The organism is Janthinobacterium sp. GW456P (genome assembly GCF_002127655.1).
GTDB lineage: Bacteria > Pseudomonadota > Gammaproteobacteria > Burkholderiales > Burkholderiaceae_D > Janthinobacterium.
On record NZ_NEHB01000011.1, the window covers coordinates 120,045 to 145,726 of the forward strand.

The following is a 25,682-nucleotide window of genomic DNA, read 5'->3' on the forward strand; positions in this document are numbered from 1 at the left end:
CCCGGATTGGTGCGGATGGGGAGACTCGAACTCCCAAGCCGAAGCACTGGCTTCTAAGACCAGCGTGTCTACCAATTCCACCACATCCGCATTTGTACTGCTTTGTTGTACTGCTTTGTACTACTTGCCACAGGCTGCTGCCCCTGATTTTAACAACTCGGGGGCGATCTGGCTACCGCCGGCTAAACGAGCAAGCCCTCGGCAAAGCAAAGGCGGCATTCTACTGGATTTCCCAGAGGAATGCCGCCTTTTTTATGGCTGCGCTTTGGCGCTGCCTTTTAGACCTCTTTTGCGGTCGCCGGCTCCGGCTTCTTGACCCGGAACCAGGCCGCATACAGGGCCGGCAGGAACAGCAAGGTCAAGGCCGTTGCCAGGATCAATCCCCCCATGATGGCGACCGCCATCGGCCCCCAGAAGACCGAACGCGACAGGGGAATCATGGCCAGCGCCGCGGCGGCGGCCGTCAGAATGATGGGGCGGCAGCGGCGCACGGCCGAGTCGATGATGGCGTCCCATGGGGCCGAACCATCGTTGATGTCTTGCTCGATCTGGTCGACAAGGATCACGGAGTTGCGGATGATCATGCCGAACAGCGCGATGATGCCCAGGTTGGCCACGAAACCAAGTGGCCGGCCCAGCGCCAGCAGGGCAAACGCGGCACCCGCCACGCCCAGCGGCCCCGTCAGGAACACCAGCAAGGAACGCGAGAAACTGTGCAACTGCAGCATCAGCAAGGTGAAGATGATGAAAATGGCTAGCGGCAAGTTCGCCGAGATCGACGCCTCCGCCTCGCCGCTGTCGGCCGCCACGCCTTTCACGATGATGCGGTAACCAGCCGGCATTTTGGCGCGCAAGGCATCGAGCTGCGGCGCCAGCTGCGTCGACACGGTGGCGCCCTGGATGCCGTCAATCACGTCCGACTGCACGGTAATGGCCCATTCACGCTTGTCGCGCCAGACGACACCGGGCTCCCACACGAAATGTGCGCGGGCCAGCTGCGAGATAGGCACGGACTTGCCCGTTGCCGTGGGAATATTCGTGTCATTCAGCACGGAAATCGTCGCCCTTTCCTCCAGCGGCTGGCGCACCTGAATATCGATCAGCTTGTTGTCTTCGCGGAACTGGCCGATGACGGTGCCCGACAGAATCGTATTGGCCGCCTGCATCACCGTTTTCGAGGTGACGCCCAGCGCGCGCATCTTGTCCTGGTCCAGGTCCAGGCGCAGCACTTTCACCGATTCATTCCAGTTGTCATTCACGCCCAGGGTGTTCGGATTGGCGCGCATGACGTCCTTGACCTGATCGGCAATGGCGCGCACACCGGCCACCTCCGGCCCCATGACGCGAAATTGCACGGGATACGGCACGGGCGGACCATTCGGCAACAGCTTTACGCGGCCCCGCACTTCCGGGAAATCTTTGTCGAAGACGCCGACGATCTGCTGGCGCAAGCGTTCGCGGTCGGCCAGGCTCTTCGGCAAGACCACCACTTGCGACACGTTGGTTTGCGGGAAGATCTGATCGAGCGGCAAGTAGAAACGGGGACTGCCCGTGCCGACATAGCTGGTGACGCTTTCCACGCCGTCGAGTTTGGCGACGAAGGCCTCGAATTTCTTCACCTGTTTCTCGTTGGCGGCAAACGTCGTGCCTTCGGGCGACCACAGTTCCACCATCAGCTCAGGACGGCTGGAATCGGGGAAGAATTGCTTCTCGATAAAGTTAAAGCCGTAAATCCCCAGCGCAAAGATGGCCAGGGTGGCGGCAATCGTCGTCTTGCGCCATTCCACGCACCAGGTAACGGCGCGGCGGAAGCGGCGGAAGTTCGGCGTATCGAACAATTCATGGTCGTTATGCGCGTGCGGTTTCACTTTCAGCAAGATGTAGCCGATATAAGGCGTGAAGACGACGGCCACCACCCACGAGATGATCAGGGCCAGCGCATTGACAGAGAACAAGGAGAACGTGTATTCCCCAGCGGCCGATTTGGCCAGGCCGATGGGCAAGAAGCCCGCCACCGTGATCAATGTGCCCGTCAGCATGGGCATGGCCGTCGACGTGTAGGCGAACGTGGCCGCATCGAAGCGGGACATGCCCTCTTCCATCTTGCGCACCATCATCTCGACGGCGATGATGGCGTCGTCGACCAGCAAGCCCAGCGCGATGATCAGGGCGCCCAGCGAAATCTTGTGCAAGTCGATATCGAGCATGCGCATGAACAGGAAAGTGACGGCCAGCACCAGCGGGATGGTCAGCGCCACCACCAGGCCCGGGCGCACGTCGATGCGCAGCGGTTTCGTGTGCAAGCCCAGCGCGACAAAGCTGACGGCCAGCACGATCAGAATGGCTTCGATCAGGGTATGCACGAATTCGCCCACGGAAGCGGACACGGCTTCCGGCTGGTTCGACACGCGCTGCAACTCTATGCCCACCGGCAATTCGCTCTTCATGCGCGTGACCGTCGCCTGCAGGGCCTTGCCCATGTCGATGATGTTGCCGCCCTTTTCCATCGACACGCCCAGGCCGATCACTTCCTTGCCATTGAAGCGCATCTTGTCCTTGGGCGGATCGACGAATTCACGTTTTACCTTGGCAAAGTCGCCGAGGCGGAAGGTGGTGCCGTTGGCGCGCAATTCCAGGTTTTCCAGGTCCTTGACGGTCAGCATGGCGCCCGTCACGCGCACTTGCAGATTGTCCGTCGGCGTCACCAGCACGCCCGTGGCGTTGATGCTGTTTTGCTCGGACAATTGCTGCACGATGGCATCGAAAGGAATGCCCAGCTGGGCAAATTTCTTGTGCGAAAAGATGATATTGATCTTTTCATCCTGCACGCCGAACAGTTCCACTTTCGACACCTGCCCCACGGCCAGCAGTTCCTGGCGCACCTTGTCCGCGTAATCCTTCATTTCCGCATAGGTAAAACCATCGCCGGACAGGGCGAAGATGGAACCGTAGGTGTCGCCGAACTCGTCATTGAAGAACGGCCCCACGACGCCGGCCGGCAAGGTGCCCTTGATGTCGCCGATCTTCTTGCGCACCTGGTACCAGGCGGCCGCCGTTTCCTTGGGCGGCGCCGATTCGCGCAGCTTCAGCAGGATCAGGGTTTCGCCCGGCTTCGAGTAGCTGGTGATTTCATTGATGTACGGCGTTTCCTGCAACTTCTTTTCCAGCTTGTCCGTCACCTGTTCCGCCATCTGCAGCGCCGTGGCGCCGGGCCAGTAGGCCTGCAGGACCATGGCGCGGAAGGTGAACGGCGGATCCTCATCCTGGCCCAGGCTGGCGTAGCTGAGCATGCCGCCGATCAGCAGCACGGCCATCAGGTAGCGCGTCAGCGGGATATGTTCGAGGGCCCAGCGCGACAGATTGAAACCGCCCTTCATTTGGCCGCCCCCACGCTCACGGCGGCCGCGGCGGCATCGGGTTTACTGGCCAGTTCGGCGCCGAGGATGGTCACTTTCTGGCCAGGTTTGAGCAGGTTGACGCCGGCCGTGACCACCGTCTGCCCCGCTTTCACGCCCGAGGTCAGCAGCAACTCATTGCCCGCCACGCCGCCCACCGTTACCGGCACCAGCTTCGCGGCGCCGTTTTCCACTACCCAGACGGAGCTTTGCGACTTTTCATTGAACAGGGCCGTCAGCGGCACCTTGATCTGCGGCGTGGCCGTTTGCGAGGCGAACTGCACCACGGCCGTCATGCCCAGGCGCACTTGCGGCGCGTCCGGGATGCTGACCTTGGCGATATAGGTGCGCGTGGCCGCATCGGCCACGGGCGACACTTCGCGTATCTTGCCCGGCAGCGCCTGCTTGGGGTCGGCCCACAGACGCACGACCACATCCTTGACACTGCGCAAGGTTTCCACCTTGTCTTCAGGAATGCCGATCACGACTTCCTTCTCGCCGCTCTTGGCCACCACCACGACGGGCGCGCCGGGCGCCACCACCTGCCCTACTTCCGCATCGATGCGCGTGACGACGCCGTCCGCATCGGCCAGCAGGCTGGCATAGCCGGACTGGTTCGCCTGGCCCCGGTAAAGGGCTTGCGCCGCTTCCACATTTGCCTGCGCCGCCTTGTAGGTGGCATCCTTGCCATCGAGCACGGCCTGACTGACGAAATTTTTCTCGCGCAAGTCCTGGTAGCGCTTCAATTCCGCGCGCGCCAGGTCGCGGTTCGTTTCCGCGCTCACCAGCGACGCCTTGGCCTGCGCCTGCGACAGCTGCAAGTCGGCGGGGTCGAGCTGCATCAGCACTTGCCCCTTTTTGACGCTGGCGCCCACGTCGACCTTGCGCGCGACAATCTTGCCGCCCACGCGGAAACCCAGCTGCGACACCACGCGGGGCACAACCTCGCCCGACAGCTCGGCACTCACGTCAACATTGCTACTAGACAACACCATCGCGCGCACGGGACGCACGTCTTCCACTTTGACGGCAGGCTTGGAACAGGCCGCCAGGGTAGTCGCGAGGGCCGCGGCGGCAATCAGCCGCAGGGCGGGAAGTGCGGATGCGCCGGTCTCGCGGCGCAGGGTTTTCAGGGCAAACAAGGTATTTTCCTTTACTATGCGGGCTGCAATATTTTTATGCGGAGAAACTTTTTGCTTGTCCTTTGGGCCAAGCCAAACTTTTTCGCACGCGATATCCTTAAATTTGTGACAATATCAGCTTTGTCGTGGCGGGAAGCGATTTYCCACTAATGACTTTCTGGTTATTAATTATAATCGTGCGTAAAAGTTTTTAGTGACTTTTGCGTCATTAATCTTGAGACGTACAACGTCCGGCCCCATTCCGCGTTTGCGGCATGCCGGACAAACGCAAGACTAGAGAAGTGTGTTCATGCCTGTAGACCATTACGAAAATTTTCCTGTTGCATCATTTTTACTGCCGCGCCGCCTGGTGCCCGCCGTCGAAGCCATCTATGCCTTCGCCCGCAGCGCCGACGACCTGGCCGATGAAGGCGACGCCACGCCGGCCGCGCGCCTGGCCGCCTTGCGCGCCTACGAAGAGGCGCTGGGCCGCATCGCCCGCGAGGAAGGCCATGCCGGCGAGAACGCCGCCATGTTCGAACGCCTGGCCGCCGTCATCGCCAAACATCAGTTGCCGCTCAAGCCGCTCTACGATCTCTTGTCAGCTTTCAAGCAGGACGTGCAAACGACGCGCTACGCCAGCTACGAGGATCTGCTCGATTACTGCGCCCGCTCCGCCAACCCCGTAGGACTGCTGATGCTGCACCTGTACGGCGCGGCCGATGAACAGAATGTACGCGATTCCGACGCGATATGTTCAGCTTTGCAACTAATTAATTTCCTGCAAGACGTCGCCATCGACCAGCAAAAAGAACGCATCTACCTGCCGATGGAAGACCTGAGCCGCTTTGCCGTCTCCGCCGCCGCCTTCGAGCGGCCCGAGGCGCACGGCAAGTGGAGCGCCCTGATGCGCTTCGAGGTGGCCCGCACACGCGCCCTGATGCTGTCCGGCGCGCCGCTGGCCCTGCGTTTGCGCGGGCGCATCGGCTGGGAACTGCGTCTCGTGATCCAGGGCGGCTTGCGCATCCTCGAAGCCATCGAAGCCGTCAATTACGACGTATTCCGGCGCCGTCCCAAGCTGGAAAAACGCGACTGGCTGATCATTTTCTGGCGCGCCCTGCGCATGTCGCGCAAAAGCTTGCATCAAGAGACACAAGTAAAAACGGCTTTTCCCCCGTCGCCCACTCTGTAAGACGATAGAATAGCGGCTTCGATCTGCAACCCTTGCTCTTTTGACTATGTCTCCCGACGAATACTGCCAACAAAAGGCCGCCCAGAGCGGCTCCAGCTTCTACTACAGCTTCCTGTTCCTGCCGGCCGAGCGCCGCAAGGCCATCACGGCCCTGTACGCCTTCTGCCGCGAAGTCGACGATACGGTCGACGAATGCACGGACGAAGCCGTGGCACGTACCAAGCTGGTCTGGTGGCGCAAGGAAGTCAAGGCCATGTACGAGGGCAATCCCACGCATCCCGTGATGCGCGCGCTGCAGCCGCATCTGGCCGTGTATACGCTGGAAGAAAAGCATTTGCAGGCCATCATCGACGGCATGGAAATGGACTTGAACCAGACCCGCTACCTCGACTACCAGGCCATGAGCCGCTATTGCTGGCACGTGGCCAGCGTGGTCGGCATCCTGTCGGCCAGCATCTTCGGCGCGACGCGCCCGGAAACCCTGCTGTACGCTGAAAAACTGGGCCATGCCTTCCAGCTGACCAACATCATCCGCGACGTGGGCGAAGATGCGCGCAAGGGGCGCATCTACCTGCCGATCAACGAATTGCAGCAATTCAATGTGACGGCGGCCGACTTGCTGAACGCGCGCCACAGCGAAAACTTTGAAAACCTCATGCGCTTCCAGGCGGCGCGCGCGCAGCAGGCCTACGACGAAGCGTTCGCCCTGCTGCCGGCCGAAGACCGCCGCGCCCAGCGCCCGGGCCTGATCATGGCCGCCATCTACCGCACCGTGCTCAATGAAATCGAGCGCGACGGCTACCACGTGCTGCAACAGCGCATCTCGCTCACGCCGATCCGCAAACTGTGGCTGGCCTGGAAGACCTGGGTTCGTGGCTGAGAGTAGCGTGAAGCAACGCTACGCCGTCATCGGCGCCGGCTGGGCCGGCTGCGCGGCGGCCATGGAACTGGCGCGCGCCGGCCACACGGTGACCGTCTACGAAGCGGCGCGCACCCTGGGCGGGCGCGCGCGCCGGGTCGAACGCGAAGGCGGTGTACTCGACAACGGCCAGCACATCCTGCTGGGCGCCTACACGGAAACCTTGCGCTTGATCAAGCTCGCGGGGCAGGACCCGGCCGAGCTGATCCTCACCCTGCCCCTGCAGATGCGCTATCCGGCCGGCACGAAAGGCATGAATTTTCTCGCGCCGCGCCTGCCCGCGCCTCTGCACCTGGCGTGGGCCCTGCTGCGCGCCCAAGGCTTACAAGGCGCCGACAAGCTGTCCCTGATGCGTTTTTCCACCGCCATGCGGACGATGGGCTGGCAGTTGTACAACGATTGCACGGTCAGCGAACTGCTGCAGCGCTTCGACCAGACGGACACCTTGAACCGCCTGCTGTGGCACCCGCTGTGCCTGGCAGCCTTGAATACCCCGCCCCAGCGGGCCTCGGCGCGCGTCTTCCTCAATGTGCTGCGCGACAGCCTGGGAGCAAGCCGCCGCCGCGCCTCCGACATGCTGATCCCGAAGGCGGACCTCTCCGCCCTGTTGCCCGACGCGGCCGCCCGCTACGTGGCACGGCATGGCGGCGAAGTACGCGCGGGCGCCAAGGTAGCCGCCTTGCACGCCTTGCCCGATGGCCGCTGGCAGCTCGATGAGAGCGACACCTACGACGGCGTCATCGTGGCCACCTCATCCGTGCAAGCGGCCAGCCTGCTGCAAGGCGTGCAGGACGCGCGCCTGGCCGATGCCATTGAGCGCATGCAAGCTTTCACGCCGGAAGCCATCAGCACCTGCTACCTGCAATACGACGCCAGCGTGCGCGTGGACTTGCCGTTCTATGCCCTCGTCGATGCGCCAGAGCAACAGCACTGGGGCCAGTTCGTCTTCGACCGGGGCCAGCTTGACGCCAGCCAGGCGGGATTGCTGGCCGTCGTCATCAGCGCATCCGGCCCTGCCGCCGAGCAAGGTCATGGGCCGCTGGCGCAGGCGATCGCCGCGCAGCTGGCGCAGGTGCTGCAGCGCCCGGAACTGGCGCAGCCCACCTGGACCCAGCTGATCACGGAAAAGCGCGCCACCTTTGCCTGCACGCCGGAGCTGCGGCGCCCCGGCAACGCCAGCGGCATGCCGGGTTTGCTGCTGGCCGGCGACTACACGGCCAATGATGACCGGACGCAAGACTATCCGGCCACCATCGAGGCGGCCGTGCGCAGCGGCGTGGCGGCGGCCAGGATGGCGAACACGGCCAAGGCGGCAAAACAGACTTGACGGTGCATCCTTCCCTGGTGTCGCTCGCCCCCGCGAAATTGCATTCTGTCGCACCGTGCTGGTGCGCCCACGTGCGCTTGGGTACAGTCCGATCATCGACAACGGCCATGCCACGGGGAAGACCATGCACACCACCTTGCACTTGAAAAACAGCTTGAAAGCCGTGGCGCTGCTCGCTTGTGTGCTGCTCGCCACCCTGATCGTCATTCACGGACAGCAAGTGCCACATGCGCCATTACTGCTGAGCCAGGCAAGCATGCTGCTGCCGGCAGTGGGATGATGCGGCGAAGCGGACGGACAGGAAAAATATGATGAACAAGCAAGATTATCTCGAGGCGCTGCGGCGCGCGCTGGCAGGCTTGCCGCCGGACCTGGTGGCCAAGACCATGGATTATTACGAACAGACCTTCATCGAAGGGGCGGCGGCCGGCCGCAGCGAACACGAGATCGCCGACGAACTGGGCGACCCGAAAAAGATCGCCCTCACCTTGCGCAGCAGCACCCACCGCCAGGCGTTCGAGCAAAAGAAAACCCCCGTCAACTTGCTGCGCCTGCTCGTCTCGCTGGTGGGCCTGGCCATCTTCAACCTGTTCATGGTCGTGCCTGCCGCCGTGTACGCAGCCTTGCTGGCCGCCCTGTATGCCGTCGGCCTGAGCTTTTACCTGGCCGGCATCGCCATCACGGCCAGCGGCTTGTCCGGTGCCAACGAACTGGTGCTCGATGGCCCGCTGCGCCACGTCTTCATCCATGACGACGATGGCGGCGAAGGCGGCGAGCGGCGCGAAACGCGCATCACCATCGGCGACACGGGCATCGAAGTTGACCACCTGCCCGGCCCCGTCAAAACCGAGCCCGAGGCGCCGAGCGCTTCCTCGCGCGTGATGGAGCGGGCCGAAGCGCTGGCCGGCGGCGGCATCCGCATCTCCACCGACATGGACCGCGATGCGCGCACCACGCAAACCGTCTTCGGCATGGGTATGTTGCTAGGCGGCATCGCCATCTTCCTGCTCAGCCTGGTGGTAACGCGCTATACCTTGATCGGCATCAAGCGCTATATCGCCATGAATGTTTCCCTCCTCAAAGGTCACTAGAAAGGCTGCCATGAAACGCTTACTCAAAGTCGGCCTGTCCATGTTCTTGCTGGCCCTGGTCCTGATCGCCATGTCGTATGCGGCGCTGCGCGCCAAGGGGATCAGCAATCCCAGCAGCGCTGCCGGCCGCGCCGTACGCAGCGACACGCGCCCGATTTCCGCCGACATCAACAGCATCGACCTGGCCGGCCCCATCGACCTCGTGCTGCGCCGCGGCGCCACGCCGTCGCTGAAAGTGAGCGGCGAGCAGCGTCTGCTGTCGAACGTCGACACCAGCGCCGACGGCACGACCCTGCATATCGGCCCGAAAGGCATGCTGTTCCACCATCGCCAGCCGCTGCAGGTGGAACTGGTGCTGCCGGCCCTCGTGCGCGTGGAAGTGCACGGCAATGGCGACAGCAAGATCACGGGATTTTCCGGCGACAGCTTTATCCTGGAAGTCATGGGTTCAGGCGACGTCAGCTTCACGGGCCGTTACAAGCAGGTGCAAGCGACCGTCAACGGCAGCGGAGACCTGGACATCAACGGCGGCAACAGCGACAGCGTGGTGCTGGAAATGGTGGGTTCCGGGCGCATCGCCGCCAGCGGCAACACGAAATTCCTGCGTGCCGACCTGAGCGGCTCAGGCGATATCGATGCCGAGCACCTGGCCGCCGACAAGGCCAGCGTCAGCCTGCAAGGCTCGGGCCAGAGCACCGTCTTCGTACGCGACGCCGCCAACCTGACCCTGCGCGGCAGCGGCGACATCCATGTTCACGGCAACCCGCGCCAGCGCGATGCGCAAAAGAGCGGTTCAGGCGATATCATCTGGCATTAATGATGACGCAGTTCACAATCTACTGCGCGGCGCGATTTGCGGCTGGCGATGCTCGCTGTACTAGAGTACAGCTGCGCTTCTCAGCCACAATTCGGGGCCGCTCGCTACGATTGTGAATAGCGTCGTGGCGCTAACGGTTCAATGCCGTGGTGATTTCAAGCATTCTCTTCCAGCCATGCCACCGCCTGCTCGCCGGCCGCCTTGCCTTGCGCCAGGCAGGCCGTCAACAGGTAGCCGCCCGTCGGCGCTTCCCAGTCCAGCATTTCCCCCGCCAGGAACACGCCCGGCATGGCGCGCAGCATGCTGCCGTCGATGCCGTCGAAGTCCACGCCGCCGGCGCTGCTGATGGCTTCATCGATGGGGCGCGGACGCTGCAAGGTGACGGGCAGCAGCTTGATGGCGGCCGCCAGCCTGGCCTCGTCGGCAAAATCGGTCGCGCTCAGACATTCGCGCAGCAAGCCCGATTTCACGCCCTTGATGCCCAGGCGGCTATTCAGATGGCTGGACATGGAACGGGCGCCGCGCGGGCGCGTCACTTCTTCGAACACCCGTTCATGCGTGTGGTCGGGCGCCAGGTCGAGCCAGATAGTGGTGTGGCCATCGCGCGCGATCTGCTCGCGCAACGCGGCCGACAGCGCATAAACCAGGCTGCCTTCGACGCCGCCCGCCGTGATGACGAACTGGCCCTGGCGCTTGATGATGCAGTCATCGATGTCGCGCGCCGTGATGGCCACTGTCGCCAGCGGTTCGCCCGCATGGCGGCTGCTGAAATGTTCGCTCCAGTCCACGTCAAAGCCGCAATTGGCCGGCACCAAAGGCGCCACGGCCACGCCCTGCCCTTGCAGCAGCGGCACCCAGGCGCCATCCGAACCGAGGCGCGCCCAGCTGCCGCCGCCCAGGGCCAGGATCACGGCGTCAAAGCGGTACAGGCGCTCGCCGTCCGGCGTGGCAAAGGCCAGCTGACCATCCTCATCCTGCCAGCCCATCCAGCGGTGGCGCATGTGAAATTGCACGCCCGCTTCGCGCAGACGGTGCAGCCAGGCGCGCAGCAGGGGCGCGGCCTTCATGTCGGTGGGGAAGACGCGGTTCGACGAGCCGACGAAGGTATCGACGCCCAGGCCGTGCACCCAGTCGCGCACCTTTTGCGGGCCGAACTGGTCCAGCGCCGGTTTCACGCGGTGTGCCTGTCGGCCGTAGCGCGAGACGAAAGCCTGGTAGCCTTCCGCGTGCGTGATGTTCATGCCACCCCGCCCCGCCAGCAGGAATTTGCGGCCGACGGACGGCATGGCATCGAACAATTCCACCCGGGCACCCTGGTCGGTGGCCGCCTGGGCCGCCATCAGGCCGGCGGGGCCGCCGCCAATGACGGCGATGTGAAACGGAGGGGAACTGGAATGTGTCATGGCAAGCTGGAAAGACGGTGAAAACCCCGGCATTTTAGTCGAGATAAGCACCGGCGATGGCAAGAATGCCGAAAAATGATGCATACTGCGCGCAGATGCCGCGACGATCGGCACTTTGACTTCACGCGACAACCCGACGACAAGAGGAGAAACACATGGGCGCAGGATTCTGGATTTCCCGCTATTTGCTGGCCAGCTCGATCTTATTCATCATCCTGACAGTGGTCGAGTACAGCAAGGGCAGCACCAGCGGCGCCGATATCCTCAGCGCGCTGGCCTGGTCGCTGGTGGCGTCGGCCATCTTCATCGGCTCGAAATACTGGCGCTACCGGAAAGCCGTCGCTTGCGCCGCGTGCAGCGGTGACAAACCGAAAACCAGGTCGTCATGAAAAAACGGCCAGTTCGATGAAGTGGCCGTCTTGTCTGAGAAACGGGATCAGCCGCCCGTTACGGGCGGGAAGAACGCCACCTCGTCGCCTTCGCCTATCACGGTATCGGCATCGCACATCACCTGCTTATGCGCCATGCGCAGCGCGCGGCCCTGGGCCAGTGCGTACTCCCAGTTGCCGCCGCGGGCGATCAGGAGATTTCGTACCTCGCCCACCGTCAGCGGCCCGGCCACTTCCAGCACTTCCTGGCCCGTGCCCACCAGTTCGCGTACGCTGGCAAAAAATCGCAGATTGATCTTCATCGATACTTCCTTAGTACAGCAATTCGTTAAACGGGATAAAACGCAGCATGTCGCCGCGCGCAATCGACAGCCCCGGCGGGCAATCGATCAAGCCGTCGCCCCACACGGTGGAGGTCAGCACGCCCGAACTCTGGTTGGCGAACAATTCCAGCGCGTCCTCGTCATTGATCCTGGCGCGCAAGAACTCGTTGCGCTTGTCCGCCTTCAGGCGTTCAAACGCGGCCGGCAGCTTGTAGCTGCGCGGCGCCAGGCTGCCCGCCACGCCCTGCAGGCGCAGGATGAAGGGGCGCACGAACAGCAAAAACGTGACAAAGCTGGACACGGGATTGCCGGGCAAGCCGATGAAGAAGGCATCCCGCACTTCGCCAAACGCCAGCGGTTTGCCCGGCTTGACGGCGATCTGCCACATGTTCAGCCGCCCTTCCGCTTCCACCGCCGGCTTGATATGGTCTTCCTCGCCCACGGACACGCCGCCCGAGGTGATGATCAAATCATTGCCCTGCGCCGCCTGGCGCAGCACGGCGCGCGTCGCTTCCAGGCTGTCGGGCACGATGCCCAGGTCCGTGATCTCGCAGCCGAGATTTTCCAGCAAGCCGCGCAAGGTAAAGCGGTTCGAATTGTAGACGGCGCCCGGCGCCAGCGGCTCGCCCGGCATGGCCAGCTCGTCGCCCGTAAAAAACACGGCCACGCGCAGCTTGCGCAGCACCGGCAACTGCGCCAGGCCCACGGAAGCGGCCAGGCCCATTTCCTGGCTGCGCAGGCGCCGGCCCGCGCCGAGGATCTCGCCGCCTGCGCGGATATCCTCGCCCTGGCGCCGCACCCATTCGCCCGCGTGCGGCACGTGGTTGACCGTCACCACGCCGTCCGCCGCCGTGCACTGCTCCTGCATCACCACGCAGTCGGCGCCGTCCGGAAGCAAGGCGCCCGTGAAGATGCGCGCCGCCGTCCCCGGCTGCAAGGGTTGGCCCACGTGGCCGGCCGCGATGCGCTGCGACACGGGCAGGCTGGCCGCGCCGCTGGCGCAGTCCATCGCGCGCACGGCATAGCCATCCATCTGCGTGTTGTCGCGTTCGGGCACGTTCAGGGTCGACGTTTGCGCGGCCGCCAGCACGCGGCCGTTGGCGCGCATGGTGTCGACCAGTTCCACTTCGGCCACCGGGCGCGCCGCGCCCAGCATGAAGGCTTGCGCCTCGGCCACCGACAGCATGGGCTTGCGTTCTGCGGTAGGCGCGCCCATCACAGCCCCGTATTGGCGGCGATGTACGCCTTCATTTTTTCCACGTCGGCGCCCATCACGACGAACTTTTGCGGCAAGTCCTCGATGTTTTCAAAGCCGGCCGGGCGTTCGGCGTCCACGCCCAGCGCTTCGAGGATGGTTTCGTTGAACTTGGCCGCCAGCGCCGTTTCCAGCACGATCATCGGCACGTTCGGCTCCAGGTGCTCGCGCGCCACCTTGATGCCGTCGGCCGTGTGCGTGTCGATGGTGATGCCGTAGTCGTCGGCCACGTCGCGGATGGTGTCGAGGCGGTCCTGGTGCGTGGACTTGCCCGACTTGAAGCCGTACTTCGCCACCAGCTTGAATTCATCGCCGTCGCTGCCGGACTTGCCGGACAAATCAAAACCGCCATGCGTTTCCACTTTCGTAAACAGCGCGCGCACGCGCTCGCTGTCGCGGCCCACGAGGTCGTAGACGAAGCGCTCGAAGTTCGACGCCTTCGAGATATCCATCGACGGGCTGCTCGTGTGGTAGGTTTCGGCCGACTTGCGCACGCGGTAGACGCCGGTGCGGAAGAATTCGTCGAGCACGTCGTTTTCATTCGTCGCGGCCACCAGTTTCGAGATCGGCAGCCCCATCATGCGGGCGATATGGCCGGCACAAATATTGCCAAAATTACCAGATGGCACCGTGAACGACACTTTTTGTTCGTTGCTGCTGGTGGCCGCCAGGTAGCCGCGGAAGTAGTACACGACCTGCGCCACGACCCTCGCCCAGTTGATGGAATTGACGGTGCCGATCTTTTGTTTCGCCTTGAACGGCAAGTCGTTCGACACGGCTTTCACCATGTCCTGGCAGTCGTCGAACACGCCTTCGACGGCGATGTTGTAGATGTTCGGGTCTTGCAGGCTGAACATCTGCGCCGTCTGGAAAGCGCTCATTTTCTTGTGCGGCGAGAGCATGAAGACGCGGATGCCCTGCTTGCCGCGCATCGCGTATTCGGCCGCGCTGCCCGTGTCGCCCGAGGTGGCGCCGAAGATATTGAGTTCAGCGTCGTGCTTGGCCAGCGTATATTCGAACAGGTTGCCCAGCAGCTGCATGGCCATGTCCTTGAAGGCCAGGGTCGGGCCGTTCGACAGCGCCTGCAGCATCAGGGTGGTCGATCCGCCCTTGACGATATTTTCTTCCAGCACGCGCAGCGGCGTGATGTCGGCCGCGTTTTCGCCGGCGCGGGCATTTTTGTAGACTGCCTTGGTATAGGTTTTCGCCGTCAGCGCCTTCAGGTCCGCGGCCGGGATATCGGTGGCGAACTTCTTCAGGATTTCGTAGGCCAGGTCGGCATACGACAATGTGCGCCAGGCATTGAGCTCGGCACCAGTGACTTGCGGGTAGTGTTCAGGGAGATACAGTCCGCCATCGGGGGCCAGGCCGCCCAGGAGGATGTCGGAGAATTGCTGCGGATTCAGTGGCGCTTTATCAGCGCGGGTAGACACGTAATGCATAAATTTGAAGAGTCCAGTTGAGCTGAGTGCGGTTGATCATGAATGGCAGCGGATATTATAGTGCCAGCCGCCGTCCAAGGCGAATCGCGTGGCGCCAGCCTGATCAAGATGTGACAATTGGAGAGCCTGCTTATTATCAAACAAGCCATAATTGTATGAGATCAAGCCAGGCGAACATGGCTGGCGTATGCACTGGCGCGCGCCGACAATTTAGGCCACACTGAGCTTTCTGCCCTGCAAAGTGCCAAAAATGGAGTCGAAAACCGGCCATGTCGCTGAGTAAAAAACCATATCTGCAAAGCGCCACGCTGCGCTCCGACGCTGTCGTCGACCTCGATCACTATCCGTTCACCATCCCCGCCATCCGCGACTTCGTGCACATGGATTTCCACCCCGACGTGACGTTTTTCGTGGGCGAGAACGGCAGCGGCAAGTCGACCATGCTCGAAGCGCTTGCCGTGGGGCTGGGTTTCGGCAAGGATGGCGGCACGCGCAACGTGCGCATCGCCCTGCCGTCGGACCAAGAATCGGGCTTGCATGCACACTTGCGCCTGAGCAAGAGCTATAAAAAACCCGAGGACAGTTACTTCCTGCGCGCCGAAAGCTTTTTCAACGTCGCCACCTACATGGATGCCATGCCCGAATACCTGGGCAGCTACGGCGGCAAGTCGCTGCACGCGCAATCGCACGGCGAAGCGTTCATGGCGACCCTGATCAATAAGCTGCGCGGAAAAGGCTTATATTTGCTGGACGAACCCGAGGCGGCCCTGTCGCCGAGCCGCCAGATGGCGGCATTGTCGGTGATCCACCAGCTGGTGCAGGACGACTCGCAGCTGATCATCGCCACCCACTCGCCGATTCTACTGGCCTACCCGAACGCGAAAATCCTCATGTTTACCGGCGGCGGCATCCACGAAGTGGCGTACGAAGACACGGAACACTATGCCGTGACGCGCGATTTCCTGAATAATTATCCGCGAAGGCTGGAGCAGCTGTTCGAGGAGGAGTGAGGACGCCACCAGCAGCGCATCAGCAAGCCGCGTGATTGACGGTAATGACGTGGACCGCCAAGCCGCCCAGCGACGTTTCCTTGTACTTGTCCTGCATGTCCGCCCCCGTCTGGCGCATGGTTTCGATGACTTCGTCGAGGCTGACGAAGTGCGTGCCGTCGCCCTTCAGCGCCAGCGAGGCGGCCGTAATCGCTTTCACGGCGCCCATGCCGTTACGCTCGATGCACGGGATCTGCACCAGGCCGCCGATCGGGTCGCAGGTCATGCCCAGGTGGTGTTCGATGCCGATTTCGGCCGCGTTTTCGATTTGCTCGTTCGTGCCGCCCAGGGCCGCCACCAGGCCGGCCGCCGCCATGGCGCAGGCGACGCCCACTTCGCCCTGGCAACCCACTTCGGCGCCCGAGATCGAGGCATTGCGTTTGCATAGCATGCCGATGGCGGCGGCCGTCAGCATGAAGCGGCGCACGCCGCCGACCGGATCACTGGGGCGGCAATCCTGCGCGTAGTAGCGCAGCACGGCCGGGATGATGCCCGCGGCGCCATTCGTCGGCGCCGTCACCACACGGCCGCCGGCCGCGTTTTCCTCGTTGACGGCCATCGCGTACAGGCTGACCAGGTGTACGGCGTCGTGCGGCAAGTCGTTGGCGCGGTTGTCCGACGCCTTCGCTTCCTGCGCCAATCGCCATAATTTGGCGGCGCGACGCTTGACGTTCAAGCCGCCCGGCAGGTTGCCCGTCGTTTCCAGCCCGTGCGCGATACAGTCGCGCATGACGTGCCAGATGCGGTCGAGTCCCTCATTGAGTTCCGTCTCGCTGCGCTTGACGCATTCGTTCGCGCGCAGCATTTCCGGGATCGACAGGCCGCTCTCCACGCCATGCGCCAGCAACTGCTCCATGGTGTCGAAGGGGAAGACGACGCGGGCAGCAGCGGCCGACTCCACGGCCGCATCGGCCTGCGCCGCAGTTTGAACTTCCTCCGCTTCGCGGATAAAGCCGCCGCCGATCGAGTAATACACCTTGTCGACGCGGCCGCCATCGGCCAGGATCAAATTAAAGCGCATGCCGTTCGGATGCTCGGGCAGGGACTCGCTCTTGTGCCAGACCAGGCCCGTGGTGGCCGTGAACGGCACCACGCGCGTGCCCAGCAGCGCGATCTCGCCGGCCGCCTCGATGGCGGCCAGCTTGCTGTCGACTTCGTCGGGCGCCACGTCCTGCGGCGTCTCGCCCATCAAGCCCAGAATGACGGCCTTGTCCGTGGCATGGCCCACGCCCGTCAGCGCCAGCGAGCCATACAGGGCCGCCTCGACGCCCACTACCTGGTCCAGCGGACCGTATTCGACCAGAAAACGCCGCGCCGCCACCATCGGCCCCACCGTATGGGAACTCGAGGGCCCGATGCCGATCTTGAACAGGTCAAATACGCTCATATCCATGTAGTGTCTCTTTATATTAGTATGTTTTTTTCAATGCTTATCTGTGGCTCAGGCCGCCTTGGCGGCATGGCCCACGTCGACATTGGCCAGCATGTCGGTGACCATCTGCTCGACGCCGATCTGCGCCTTCCAGCCCCAGTCCGCGCTGGCCTTGCTGTCGTCCAGGCTTTGCGGCCAGCTGTCGGCGATGGCCTGGCGGCTGTCCGGCTTGTAGCCGATCTTAAAGTCCGGCACCATGCGCACGATGGCTTTCGCCAGCTGCTCGGGGTTGAACGACACGCCCGCCACGTTGTACGACGAGCGGATCTTGATCTGCGACGCAGGGGCGTCCATCAGTTCGATGGTGGCGCGAATCGCGTCAGGCATATAGATCATCGGCAAGGTGGTGTTCGCATCGAGGAAGCAGTCATAGCGCTCGCCGCGCAAGGCCGCATGGAAGATGGCGATCGCGTAGTCGGTGGTGCCGCCGCCCGGAGGCGACTTGTAGCTGATGATGCCAGGGTAGCGGATGCTGCGCACGTCCACGCCATACTTGTTGAAGTAGTATTCGCACAGGCGTTCGCCGGCCAGCTTGCTGATGCCGTACATCGACGTCGGGTCCATCACCGTCATTTGCGGCGTGTTCACTTGCGGCGTGTTCGGGCCGAAGGCGGCGATCGACGACGGCCAGAAGATGCGCAGCGGTTTGCCCGCTTCGCCCCGCTCGCGCGCCAGTTCCAGGATATTGAGCAAGCCATCCATGTTCAGGCTCCACGCCTTCAGCGGCGCCGCCTCGCCCGTGGCCGACAGCATGGCGGCCAGCTGGTACACCTGGGTGATGTTCTCGTCGGCGATGATCTTCGCCAGGCCGTCCTTGTCCAGCACATTCAATTGCGCGTAGCGCTTGGCCTGGTACAGATTGTTCGTGCCGATGTCGCTGGCGATGACGTTGTCCGCGCCGTGCTGCTGCGCCAGGGCGCCCACCAGTTCACTACCGATTTGGCCGTTTGCGCCAATGACTAAGATGCGTTCCATGCTATTTTCCTGAATTCTTGTTAGTTGGTAGTGGTGGTCGTGCTTGTCGCGGCCAGCAGACCGAGTTCCTTGCCGGCCTGCTCGAAGGCGGCCAGCACCTGCACCAGTTGTTCGCGGGTATGCGCGGCGGACAGCTGCACGCGCACCCTGGCCTGGCCCATCGGCACGACCGGGTAGAAGAAGCCCGTCACCAGCACGCCCAGTTCATACAGGCGGGCGGCGAATTTCTGTGCCACGGGAGCGTCGAACAGCATCACGGGAACCACCGGATGGGTGCCCGGCTTGATGGTAAAGCCGATGCGTTCGATCTCGCTGCGGAAGAAGGCCGTGTTGTCATGCAGGCGGTCGCGCAGTTCCGTCGACTTGGCCAGACGTTCGAGCACCGACAGCGAAGCGCCTGCGATCGATGGCGCCAGCGTGTTCGAAAACAGGTAAGGACGCGATTTCTGGCGCAGGGTGTCGATGACTTCCTTGCGTGCCGAGGTGAAACCGCCCATGGCGCCGCCCAGGGCCTTGCCCAGGGTGCCCGTGATGATGTCGATGCGGCCCATCACATTGTGGTGCTCGTGCGTGCCGCGGCCCGTCGCGCCCATGAAGCCGGAAGCGTGGCATTCGTCGATCATCACCAGCGCGCCATACTTGTCGGCCAGGTCGCATATCTTGTCGAGTTGCGCAATCGTGCCATCCATCGAGAACACGCCATCCGTGACGATAACCTTGTGGCGCTTGCCGGCGGCAATCGCCGCTTGCAACTGCACTTCCAGGTCGGCCATGTCGTTGTGCGCATAGCGGTAGCGGCCAGCCTTGCACAGGCGGATGCCGTCGATGATGGAAGCGTGGTTCAGCGCGTCCGAGATGATGGCGTCGTTTTCATCGAACAGGGGCTCGAATACGCCGCCGTTGGCGTCGAAGGCCGCCGCGTACAAAATCGTGTCCTCGGTACCCAGAAAGGCGGAAATCGCCTGTTCCAGTTCTTTGTGGACGGTTTGCGTGCCGCAGATAAAACGCACGGACGACAGGCCATAGCCGTATTTTTGCGTGGCGGCAATCGATGCTTCCTGCGTCTGCAGATCGCCGGACAGGCCCAGATAGTTGTTGGCACACATATTGATCAGGGTACGGCCATCGTCGCACACCACTTCAGCGCCCTGGCGCGAGGCGATCACGCGCTCGGGCTTGTACAAGCCCTGCTGGCGCAGTTGATCAAGATTCTGTTGCAGACCGCTGAAAAAGGTGTTCTTCGCTTGCTCGCTCATGATATTCCTTGTGTCCCTGATGTATGCGTGTGGTGTGCGTGTGGTTTCAGCCGCCATAGGGGAAAAGCCGCCGCTTGACCGGTGCGCGCACAATGCTGTACCGTGAAGCGCTGTTTGAAGTCTACACGTTTCCGTGTTTTTCCTCAAAATCCACTATTTCGAACTGAAATTCAATATAGTGGATATTACCCAAGCCTTTTGAACTTTGCAAGCCACCTGCCGATGAAAACCAGCGCTTCGACCAATTCTCCCCCTGAAGTGGGTGCCACCCTGCAACGGCTGCGCCTGGCGCGCGGCCTGACACTCGAGGATTTGTCGCGCATCGCGGGCGTCTCGAAGTCCATGCTGTCGCAGATCGAGCGCGAAAAAGCCAATCCCACCATCGCCATCACGTGGCGCCTGGCCAACGCCCTGGGCGTGCAGATCGGCGAATTGCTGTCGAGCGCGGAAAAAGCCGTGGAAACCATCCGCATCACGGACGCCCACGAAACCCCCACCCTGCCCGGCGACCACGCGGGCTACGTGCTGCGCATCCTGGGGCCGATGGAACTGGCCGGCAAATATGAATGGTATGAAGTGACCCTGGCGCCCGGTGGCGAACTGGCGTCGCAACCGCACGACCCGGGCACGACCGAGCATTTGACGGTGATCCACGGCAACCTGGAACTGGAAGTGGGCGCGGCGAAGAAAAAGGTCAAGAATGGCGGCACGGCAAGGTATCCGGCGGACCAGCCGCATATCATCCGTAACCTGGGAAAAACCGAGGGCAAGGCCCTGCTCGTGGTAATCCACCGCTAAGCGCACTTCAGCAGTGCGCAATATGTCTATATGGCTATGCTAAGATTTTAGTATAGACAAGATTTCCAGGCCTGGATGTCTTCGCAGAGCGTCGCGGCACATCCCGGCTCGTCCTTCCGCCACGCCGCGCGCGGCATCCAGGCCTCCACCGCCTACACGGAGCCACAGCGATGACCATTTCCGACAGCACCACCACCTTCCACGACAAGAAAGTCGTCCAGTACGACCCGGACCTGCCGTTCGACGCCTCGCCCGGCATCGTCTACCGTTTGTCGCTCGAGTACGACGACGAGCGCAAGATGGACGAGCTGATCGCCGGCTTCCTCGGCAAGGCCGACAAGGGCGCGCTCGAAGCGCTGATCATCGGCATGTGGGGCGATCCGTACGAATCGGGCGCCGACGAGGTGATGGCCGCGCTGATCGCCCAGGCGCCGCAGCTGCCGAAGCTGCGCGCCCTGTTCATCGGCGACATGACGTACGAGGAATGCGAAATCTCGTGGATCGTGCAAGGCAGCTACAAGCCCCTGCTGGACGCCTTCCCGCTGCTGGAAGAGCTGCGCATCCGCGGCGGCAATGAGCTCGTCATCGAGCCGTTCGCGCACCAGCACCTGCGCCGCTTCACCATCGAAGCGGGCGGCCTCGATCAAAAGATCGCCGAGGCGCTGGCGCAATCGAGCATGCCGCAGCTGGAACACCTGGAACTGTGGCTGGGCACGGAAGAATACGGCTTCTCGGGCGACGTGGACCTCTACCGCAAGGTGCTGGCGCAGCTGACCGTGCCGACCCTGAAATACCTCGGCTTGCGCGACGCGGAAATCGCCGACGACCTGGCCGTCTGGCTGGCGGAGGAACCGCTGGTCGCGCAGCTCGACACGCTCGACCTGTCGCTGGGAACCATTGGCGACCTGGGCGCCGTGGCCGTGCTCAATCACACGCAGCTGGGCAATCTGAAGCGCCTGGACCTGTCGCACCATTACATCTCGGAAGACAATCAGGCGAAGCTGAAGGCGCTGCCTTTCGAGGTGGTGCTGGACGATCCGCAGGAAGAGGACGAAGACGACGGCGAAAGCTACCGCTACGTGGCCGTCGGCGAATAAGCGGAGTCTTTTCCCTTGGCTACAGCTCTCACCCTGCTGGCGACACAGGGCAGCAAGCGCGTGCGCCTGATGCAGGCGGCGCGCGCGCAACTGCGCCTGCCGCCCGCGCAAGTGCTCGAATGGCGCGACTGGCTGGCGCGGCCGGATCTGCTGCCTGCCGCCTTGCGCCAGCTTGGCTGGCTGAAGATCGAGCCGCCGGGCGACGATCCTGGCGCCCACCTGCTGCTGTTGCAAGCGGGCTGCCGGTTGCTGGACCGCGCGCCCATGCGCGCGCCCGAACACGGCGAGCTGCTGGCCATGGATGCGTGGTTCGCCGGCTTCTCTGCCGCCATGGCATCCCTGGCGGCGCAATTGGCCGATCTGCCGCAGGTGCGCGTCGTCAATGCGCCGGACGAAATCAGCCGCATGACGGACAAGCTGGCATGCCAGCGCCACCTGGCCGCGCACGGCGTCCCCGTGCCTTTCCTGCTGGGGCCAGTGCACGACTACGCGCACATGCAGGAGCTGCTGCGCCAGCATGGTCTCGACCGCCTCTATTTAAAACCGCGCTACGGCTCGTCCGCGTCCGGCGTCGTCGCCTACCGCAGGAACAAGGCGGGGCGCCAGCAAGCCACCACCTCGGCCGTCTTGCAGCACGGGGACGGCGCGGCGCGCCTGATGAACAGCAAGCGCATGGCACGCTACGAGACGCAGCACGACATCGCCGCCCTCGTCGACGCGCTGGCGGCGCAACAGCTGTACGCGGAAGCATGGCTGAACAAGCCCCGCTGCGGCGACAGCCATTACGACCTGCGAGTCGTGACCCTGGCAGGCCAACCCGCGCACCGGGTGGCGCGCATCGGACAGCACATGATGACCAATCTGCACCTCGATAACCGGCGCGGCGACGCGGCCAGCCTGCTGAACGAGGCTGACCTGGCAGCGCTGGAGGAAACCGCCGCCCTGGCCGCGCGCGCCTTCCCCGCCAGCCACGTAACGGGCTATGACCTCGTGGTGCGCCACGGCCAGGCCCACGTGCTGGAAGCGAACGCCTTCGGCGACCTGCTGCCAGGCCTGCTGTGGCAAGGCGTCGATACTTACACGGCGCAACTGGCCCATGCTTAAAGAAACACCGATCATCCCCGACATGCACGCCGTCGTCGGCAGCCACGACATCGTCTTCATCACGCTCGACACCCTGCGCTACGACGTGGCGCAAGCGCAGTACGAGGCGGGCGAATTGCCCGTGCTGGGGCGTTTTCTGCCACCGGGCGGCTGGGAACGCCGTCACTCGCCCGCCACGTTCACCTACGCGGCGCACCAGGCCTTCTTTGCGGGCTTCTTGCCCACGCCGACCGCGCCGGGCCGCCATCCCCGCCTGTTCGCTTCCGCCTTCGCGGGCAGCGAAACGACATCAAAGCACACGTTTGCCTTCGAAGAAGCCGACCTTCCCGCCGCGCTGGCCGCGCGCGGCTACCGCACCATCTGCATCGGCGGCGTGGGCTTCTTCAACAAACAGACGGCGCTGGGCTCCGTTCTGCCGTCGCTGTTCCAGGAAAGCCACTGGAGCGCAGGCATGGGCGTGGCCAGCCGCCATTCGACGCAAAAACAGGTGGCGCTGGCCACCCGCCTGCTGGCCGACAAGGCACAGCGCACCTTCTTGTTCATCAATGTCAGCGCGCTGCATACGCCGAACCGCGCCTACCTGCCCGGCTGCCGCGCCGACAACCTGGACAGCCATGCGGCCGCGCTGCGCTACGTGGACGCGGCGCTGGCGCCGCTGTTTGCCGCCTGCGCCGCGCGGGCACCCACGTTTGCCATCGTCTGCTCGGACCACGGCAGCGCCTACGGCGAAGAGGGCTACCGTGGCCACAGGGTCGCCCACGACAGCGTGTGGAACGTGCCGTATGCGCACTTTTTCATCGCTCCCGATACCGATACACCGTCCAAGGAATCCCCACCGTGAACCCTTCCGAACAGCCTGGCACCCTGGCGCAGCGCATGCGCCACACGCCCTACCAGGCGTATTCCTATTCGTATCCGCACAAGGCGGCCTACCGCGCCTTGCCGCAGGCGGCGCCGCTGGCGCCCCTGTGGGCGCGGCAAGACCGTTCCGCCCTCTTCGCCTACATCCACATCCCGTTCTGCGAAATGCGCTGCGGCTTTTGCAATCTGTTCGCCATGGCCCGCCCCAGCGCCGACATGGTCGAGCGCTACGTGCAGCAAGTGCTGGTGCAGATGCGCGCACTCAACCGCGCGCTGGGCGAACGGCGCTTCGCCCGCTTCGCGCTGGGCGGCGGCACGCCCACCTATCTGTCGCCCGCGCAGCTCGACACCCTGCTGTGCGGCGCGCGCGACATCCTCGGCATCGACCTGCAACACACGCCGGCCGGCATCGAGGCGTCGCCCGAAACCATCACGGCCGAGCGGCTGGCAGTCTGCCGCGCACACGGCATCGACAGGGTCAGCCTGGGCATCCAGAGCTTTGCCGCCGGCGAGATGCGCGCGCTGGCCCGCCCGCAGCAAAACGCCACCGTCCATCACGCCATCGGCCTGATACGCGCGGCCGGCTTTCCCACCCTGAACCTGGACCTGATCTACGGCATCGCGGGGCAGACCATCGCCAGCCTGCTCGCCTCCATCGACAGCGCGCTGACGTTTGCGCCCGAGGAGCTCTATCTGTATCCGCTGTATGTGCGCGAACAGACGGGTCTCGGCAAGGTGGCGCGCCGCCGGGGCGCGCAGTCGCTCAACCCCATCATGCTGGCGCGCGACGGCGACAGCCGCCTGGCCCTGTACGCCGCCGCGCGCGACCATTTGCGCGCCCAGGGCTATGAACAGGTCTCGATGCGCATGTTCCGCGCCCCCCATGCGCCGGAGCAGAACGGTCCTTCGTACTGCTGCCAGAACGATGGCATGGTGGGCCTGGGCGCGGGCGCCCGCTCGTACACGGCCAGCCTGCATTATTCGAGCGAGTACGCGGTGGCGCGGCTTGATACCATCAACATCATCGACAACTATCTGGCGCTCGACGAGGCGCGCTTCACCCAGGCCGAACACGGTTATCAGCTCGATGACGAAGAACAGCGCCGGCGCTACGTGATCCAGTCGCTGCTGACGGAACCGGGGCTGGACCGCGACGCGTACACGGCGCGCTTCGGCTCCCGCTGCGAAGCAGACTTGCCGCAGCTGGCCGAGCTGCACGCGCTGGAGTTAGTGGAAGAACATGGCCCGCTGCTGCGCCTGAATGACCGGGGCTACAGCTACGCCGACACCATCGGCCCCTGGCTGGCGTCCGAGACGGTGCGCGCGCTGATGGCCGAAGGCGGCCAGACGTGCTGACAACACAGCCTGGCGCTTTGTCCCTGCTGTACCGGGGCACGCTAGCGAGCTGCAACTACGCCTGCGGCTACTGCCCGTTTGCCAAGAAGCGCGACAGCCGCGCCGCGCTGGCCCGCGACGCGCGCGAAGTGGCGCGCTTTACCAGCTGGGTGGCGGCGCAAAACAGGAACATCAGCGTGCTGTTCACGCCCTGGGGCGAAGCGCTGGTACGGCGCCACTACCGGAGCGCGATGCAAACCCTGGCCAGCCTGCCCCACGTGCGCCAGGTGGCGCTGCAGACGAATCTGTCCGGCCCCCTGGACTGGCTGGATAAGATGGACGGGCTGGAGAAAATCGGCCTGTGGTGCACCTACCACCCGGACCAGACGACCCTGGCCCGCTTTCTTGCCCGCTGCGCGAGGCTCGATGCCATGGGCGTGCGCTATTCCGTCGGCGTGGTGGCCATGACCGAACACCTGGACGCCATCCGCGCCCTGCGCGCGGCCCTGCCCGCCCACGTCTACTTGTGGCTGAACGCCTACGACCGCCGTGGCCCCGGCTACTACAGCGGACAAGACCTGGCCGAACTGGACGCCATCGACCCGTGGTTCGCGCAAAACCGCCGCCCGTCCCCCTCGCGCGGCAAACCGTGCCTGGCGGGCGAAGCGTCGCTGTCCGTCGATGGCGACGGCGAACTGGCGCGCTGCCACTTCGTGCCCGAGCGGCTGGGAAATCTGTACATGGATGACTTGGCGGACATGTTGCAGGAACGCCCCTGCCCGCGCTTCAAGTGCGATTGCTATATCGGCTACGCGCAGCGCAAGGATTTGCCGTTCCAGGCGGTGTTCGGGGAGGGGGTATTGGCGAGGATTGTCACTGTAGATACTGTTATCCCCGTCAAGCGGCGTGCAAGGCCGGATCAAATATTTTTCCCGACCTGAGCACGCCGAATGCCATGTGCACCAGCTTGCGCATCATGGCGCCGATGATCAGCTTGGGCGCTTTGCCGGCGTCACGCAAGCGCTGACCGAAGCGCCTGCCCCAAAGCGTCTTATGGACGGCCACCATGGCCGGCATGTACAGTGCCTTGCGCAGGAAACT

23 protein-coding genes, 1 tRNA gene and 1 pseudogene are annotated in these 25,682 nt (G+C 63.7%); 14 read left to right on the plus strand and 11 right to left on the minus strand.

Annotated elements, in window-relative coordinates; translation table 11 throughout:
• Positions 1 to 7 precede the first annotated feature (7 nt).
• The 3 genes from CBW66_RS12670 to CBW66_RS12680 all read right to left on the minus strand — a co-directional run bounded on the left by CBW66_RS12670 (position 8) and on the right by CBW66_RS12680 (position 4,537).
• Positions 8 to 90 (minus strand) — tRNA-Leu (locus tag CBW66_RS12670).
• A gap of 188 nt (positions 91 to 278) precedes the next feature.
• The gene (locus CBW66_RS12675) at positions 279 to 3,377 is read right to left on the minus strand and encodes an efflux RND transporter permease subunit (protein WP_086138050.1); all 3,099 of its coding nucleotides are present in this window, start codon (positions 3,375 to 3,377) and stop codon (positions 279 to 281) included.
• Positions 3,374 to 4,537, minus strand: a complete 1,164-nt coding sequence (locus tag CBW66_RS12680) for an efflux RND transporter periplasmic adaptor subunit (RefSeq protein ID WP_086138051.1) — start codon at positions 4,535 to 4,537, stop codon at positions 3,374 to 3,376. Before CBW66_RS12680 ends, CBW66_RS12675 begins: the two co-directional genes overlap by 4 nt.
• Positions 4,538 to 4,826: 289 nt before the next feature.
• On the opposite strand from CBW66_RS12680, the gene hpnC reads away from it, so the two are divergent.
• The 6 genes from hpnC (at position 4,827) to CBW66_RS12710 (ending at position 9,862) form a co-directional block, all read left to right on the plus strand.
• Positions 4,827 to 5,708, plus strand: coding sequence for a squalene synthase HpnC (gene hpnC, locus CBW66_RS12685; protein ID WP_086138052.1), 882 nt, complete (start codon positions 4,827 to 4,829; stop codon positions 5,706 to 5,708).
• A 46-nt stretch (positions 5,709 to 5,754) separates the two neighbouring features.
• Positions 5,755 to 6,588 carry a presqualene diphosphate synthase HpnD gene (gene hpnD, locus CBW66_RS12690; protein ID WP_086138053.1) on the plus strand — a complete coding sequence of 278 codons (834 nt, stop codon included), beginning with the start codon at positions 5,755 to 5,757 and terminating at the stop codon, positions 6,586 to 6,588.
• 7 nt (positions 6,589 to 6,595) lie between these two features.
• Positions 6,596 to 7,954, plus strand: a complete 1,359-nt coding sequence (hpnE, locus tag CBW66_RS12695) for a hydroxysqualene dehydroxylase HpnE (protein WP_329957621.1) — start codon at positions 6,596 to 6,598, stop codon at positions 7,952 to 7,954.
• A 124-nt stretch (positions 7,955 to 8,078) separates the two neighbouring features.
• Positions 8,079 to 8,234, plus strand: coding sequence for a hypothetical protein (locus CBW66_RS28980; RefSeq protein ID WP_170932873.1), 156 nt, complete (start codon positions 8,079 to 8,081; stop codon positions 8,232 to 8,234).
• Between the two features lie 28 nt (positions 8,235 to 8,262).
• On the plus strand, positions 8,263 to 9,045 hold the full coding sequence (locus tag CBW66_RS12705; protein WP_230492313.1) for a DUF1700 domain-containing protein: 783 nt from the start codon (positions 8,263 to 8,265) through the stop codon (positions 9,043 to 9,045).
• Between the two features lie 10 nt (positions 9,046 to 9,055).
• Positions 9,056 to 9,862, plus strand: a complete 807-nt coding sequence (locus tag CBW66_RS12710; protein ID WP_086138056.1) for a head GIN domain-containing protein — start codon at positions 9,056 to 9,058, stop codon at positions 9,860 to 9,862.
• Between the two features lie 155 nt (positions 9,863 to 10,017).
• Here CBW66_RS12710 and CBW66_RS12715 read toward each other — a convergent pair whose 3' ends face one another.
• A complete protein-coding gene (locus CBW66_RS12715; RefSeq protein WP_086138057.1) occupies positions 10,018 to 11,265 on the minus strand; it encodes a TIGR03862 family flavoprotein in 1,248 nt (415 codons plus the stop codon).
• A 155-nt stretch (positions 11,266 to 11,420) separates the two neighbouring features.
• On the opposite strand from CBW66_RS12715, the gene CBW66_RS12720 reads away from it, so the two are divergent.
• Entirely contained in the window at positions 11,421 to 11,654 is a 234-nt protein-coding gene (locus CBW66_RS12720) for a hypothetical protein (RefSeq protein WP_086138058.1), read from the plus strand.
• Positions 11,655 to 11,701: 47 nt separating this feature from the next.
• Here the strand turns inward: CBW66_RS12720 and moaD are convergent, their stop codons facing one another.
• The 3 genes from moaD to thrC are packed head-to-tail and all read right to left on the minus strand — an operon-like array spanning position 11,702 to position 14,674.
• Positions 11,702 to 11,956 carry a molybdopterin converting factor subunit 1 gene (moaD, locus tag CBW66_RS12725; RefSeq protein WP_086138059.1) on the minus strand — a complete coding sequence of 85 codons (255 nt, stop codon included), beginning with the start codon at positions 11,954 to 11,956 and terminating at the stop codon, positions 11,702 to 11,704.
• Positions 11,957 to 11,966: 10 nt separating this feature from the next.
• Positions 11,967 to 13,193 carry a gephyrin-like molybdotransferase Glp gene (gene glp, locus CBW66_RS12730; protein WP_230492314.1) on the minus strand — a complete coding sequence of 409 codons (1,227 nt, stop codon included), beginning with the start codon at positions 13,191 to 13,193 and terminating at the stop codon, positions 11,967 to 11,969.
• Positions 13,193 to 14,674 (minus strand): threonine synthase, encoded by a 1,482-nt coding sequence (gene thrC / locus CBW66_RS12735; RefSeq protein ID WP_086138060.1) that lies wholly within the window; start codon positions 14,672 to 14,674, stop codon positions 13,193 to 13,195. Before thrC ends, glp begins: the two co-directional genes overlap by 1 nt.
• 269 nt (positions 14,675 to 14,943) lie before the next feature.
• On the opposite strand from thrC, the gene CBW66_RS12740 reads away from it, so the two are divergent.
• Positions 14,944 to 15,684, plus strand: a complete 741-nt coding sequence (locus CBW66_RS12740; protein WP_086138061.1) for an AAA family ATPase — start codon at positions 14,944 to 14,946, stop codon at positions 15,682 to 15,684.
• A gap of 19 nt (positions 15,685 to 15,703) precedes the next feature.
• Here the strand turns inward: CBW66_RS12740 and CBW66_RS12745 are convergent, their stop codons facing one another.
• Genes CBW66_RS12745 through kbl form a run of 3 tightly spaced genes read right to left on the minus strand, consistent with a single transcriptional unit; the run spans position 15,704 to position 19,386 of the window.
• Positions 15,704 to 17,116 carry an L-serine ammonia-lyase gene (locus CBW66_RS12745; RefSeq protein ID WP_086138062.1) on the minus strand — a complete coding sequence of 471 codons (1,413 nt, stop codon included), beginning with the start codon at positions 17,114 to 17,116 and terminating at the stop codon, positions 15,704 to 15,706.
• Between the two features lie 48 nt (positions 17,117 to 17,164).
• On the minus strand, positions 17,165 to 18,130 hold the full coding sequence (locus CBW66_RS12750; protein WP_086138063.1) for an NAD-dependent epimerase/dehydratase family protein: 966 nt from the start codon (positions 18,128 to 18,130) through the stop codon (positions 17,165 to 17,167).
• A gap of 20 nt (positions 18,131 to 18,150) precedes the next feature.
• Positions 18,151 to 19,386 (minus strand): glycine C-acetyltransferase, encoded by a 1,236-nt coding sequence (gene kbl, locus CBW66_RS12755; protein ID WP_086138064.1) that lies wholly within the window; start codon positions 19,384 to 19,386, stop codon positions 18,151 to 18,153.
• 222 nt (positions 19,387 to 19,608) lie between these two features.
• On the opposite strand from kbl, the gene CBW66_RS12760 reads away from it, so the two are divergent.
• The 6 genes from CBW66_RS12760 (at position 19,609) to CBW66_RS12785 (ending at position 25,522) form a co-directional block, all read left to right on the plus strand.
• Positions 19,609 to 20,184, plus strand: a complete 576-nt coding sequence (locus CBW66_RS12760; protein WP_086138065.1) for a helix-turn-helix domain-containing protein — start codon at positions 19,609 to 19,611, stop codon at positions 20,182 to 20,184.
• Positions 20,185 to 20,354: 170 nt separating this feature from the next.
• Complete coding sequence (locus tag CBW66_RS12765) at positions 20,355 to 21,281, plus strand: STM4015 family protein (RefSeq protein WP_086138066.1); 927 nt, start codon at positions 20,355 to 20,357, stop codon at positions 21,279 to 21,281.
• Between the two features lie 15 nt (positions 21,282 to 21,296).
• Positions 21,297 to 22,385 carry an STM4014 family protein gene (locus tag CBW66_RS12770; RefSeq protein WP_139841638.1) on the plus strand — a complete coding sequence of 363 codons (1,089 nt, stop codon included), beginning with the start codon at positions 21,297 to 21,299 and terminating at the stop codon, positions 22,383 to 22,385.
• Entirely contained in the window at positions 22,378 to 23,226 is an 849-nt protein-coding gene (locus tag CBW66_RS12775; protein ID WP_086138068.1) for an STM4013/SEN3800 family hydrolase, read from the plus strand. The genes CBW66_RS12770 and CBW66_RS12775 overlap by 8 nt, the downstream gene beginning before the upstream one ends.
• Complete coding sequence (locus CBW66_RS12780; RefSeq protein WP_205701128.1) at positions 23,223 to 24,602, plus strand: STM4012 family radical SAM protein; 1,380 nt, start codon at positions 23,223 to 23,225, stop codon at positions 24,600 to 24,602. The genes CBW66_RS12775 and CBW66_RS12780 overlap by 4 nt, the downstream gene beginning before the upstream one ends.
• A complete protein-coding gene (locus CBW66_RS12785; protein WP_170932874.1) occupies positions 24,596 to 25,522 on the plus strand; it encodes an STM4011 family radical SAM protein in 927 nt (308 codons plus the stop codon). The genes CBW66_RS12780 and CBW66_RS12785 overlap by 7 nt, the downstream gene beginning before the upstream one ends.
• On the opposite strand, the pseudogene CBW66_RS12790 reads toward CBW66_RS12785, so the two are convergent.
• Positions 25,479 to 25,682: pseudogene (locus CBW66_RS12790) on the minus strand (IS110 family transposase); the annotation flags it as partial. The gene CBW66_RS12785 and the pseudogene CBW66_RS12790 sit on opposite strands and share 44 nt — an antisense overlap.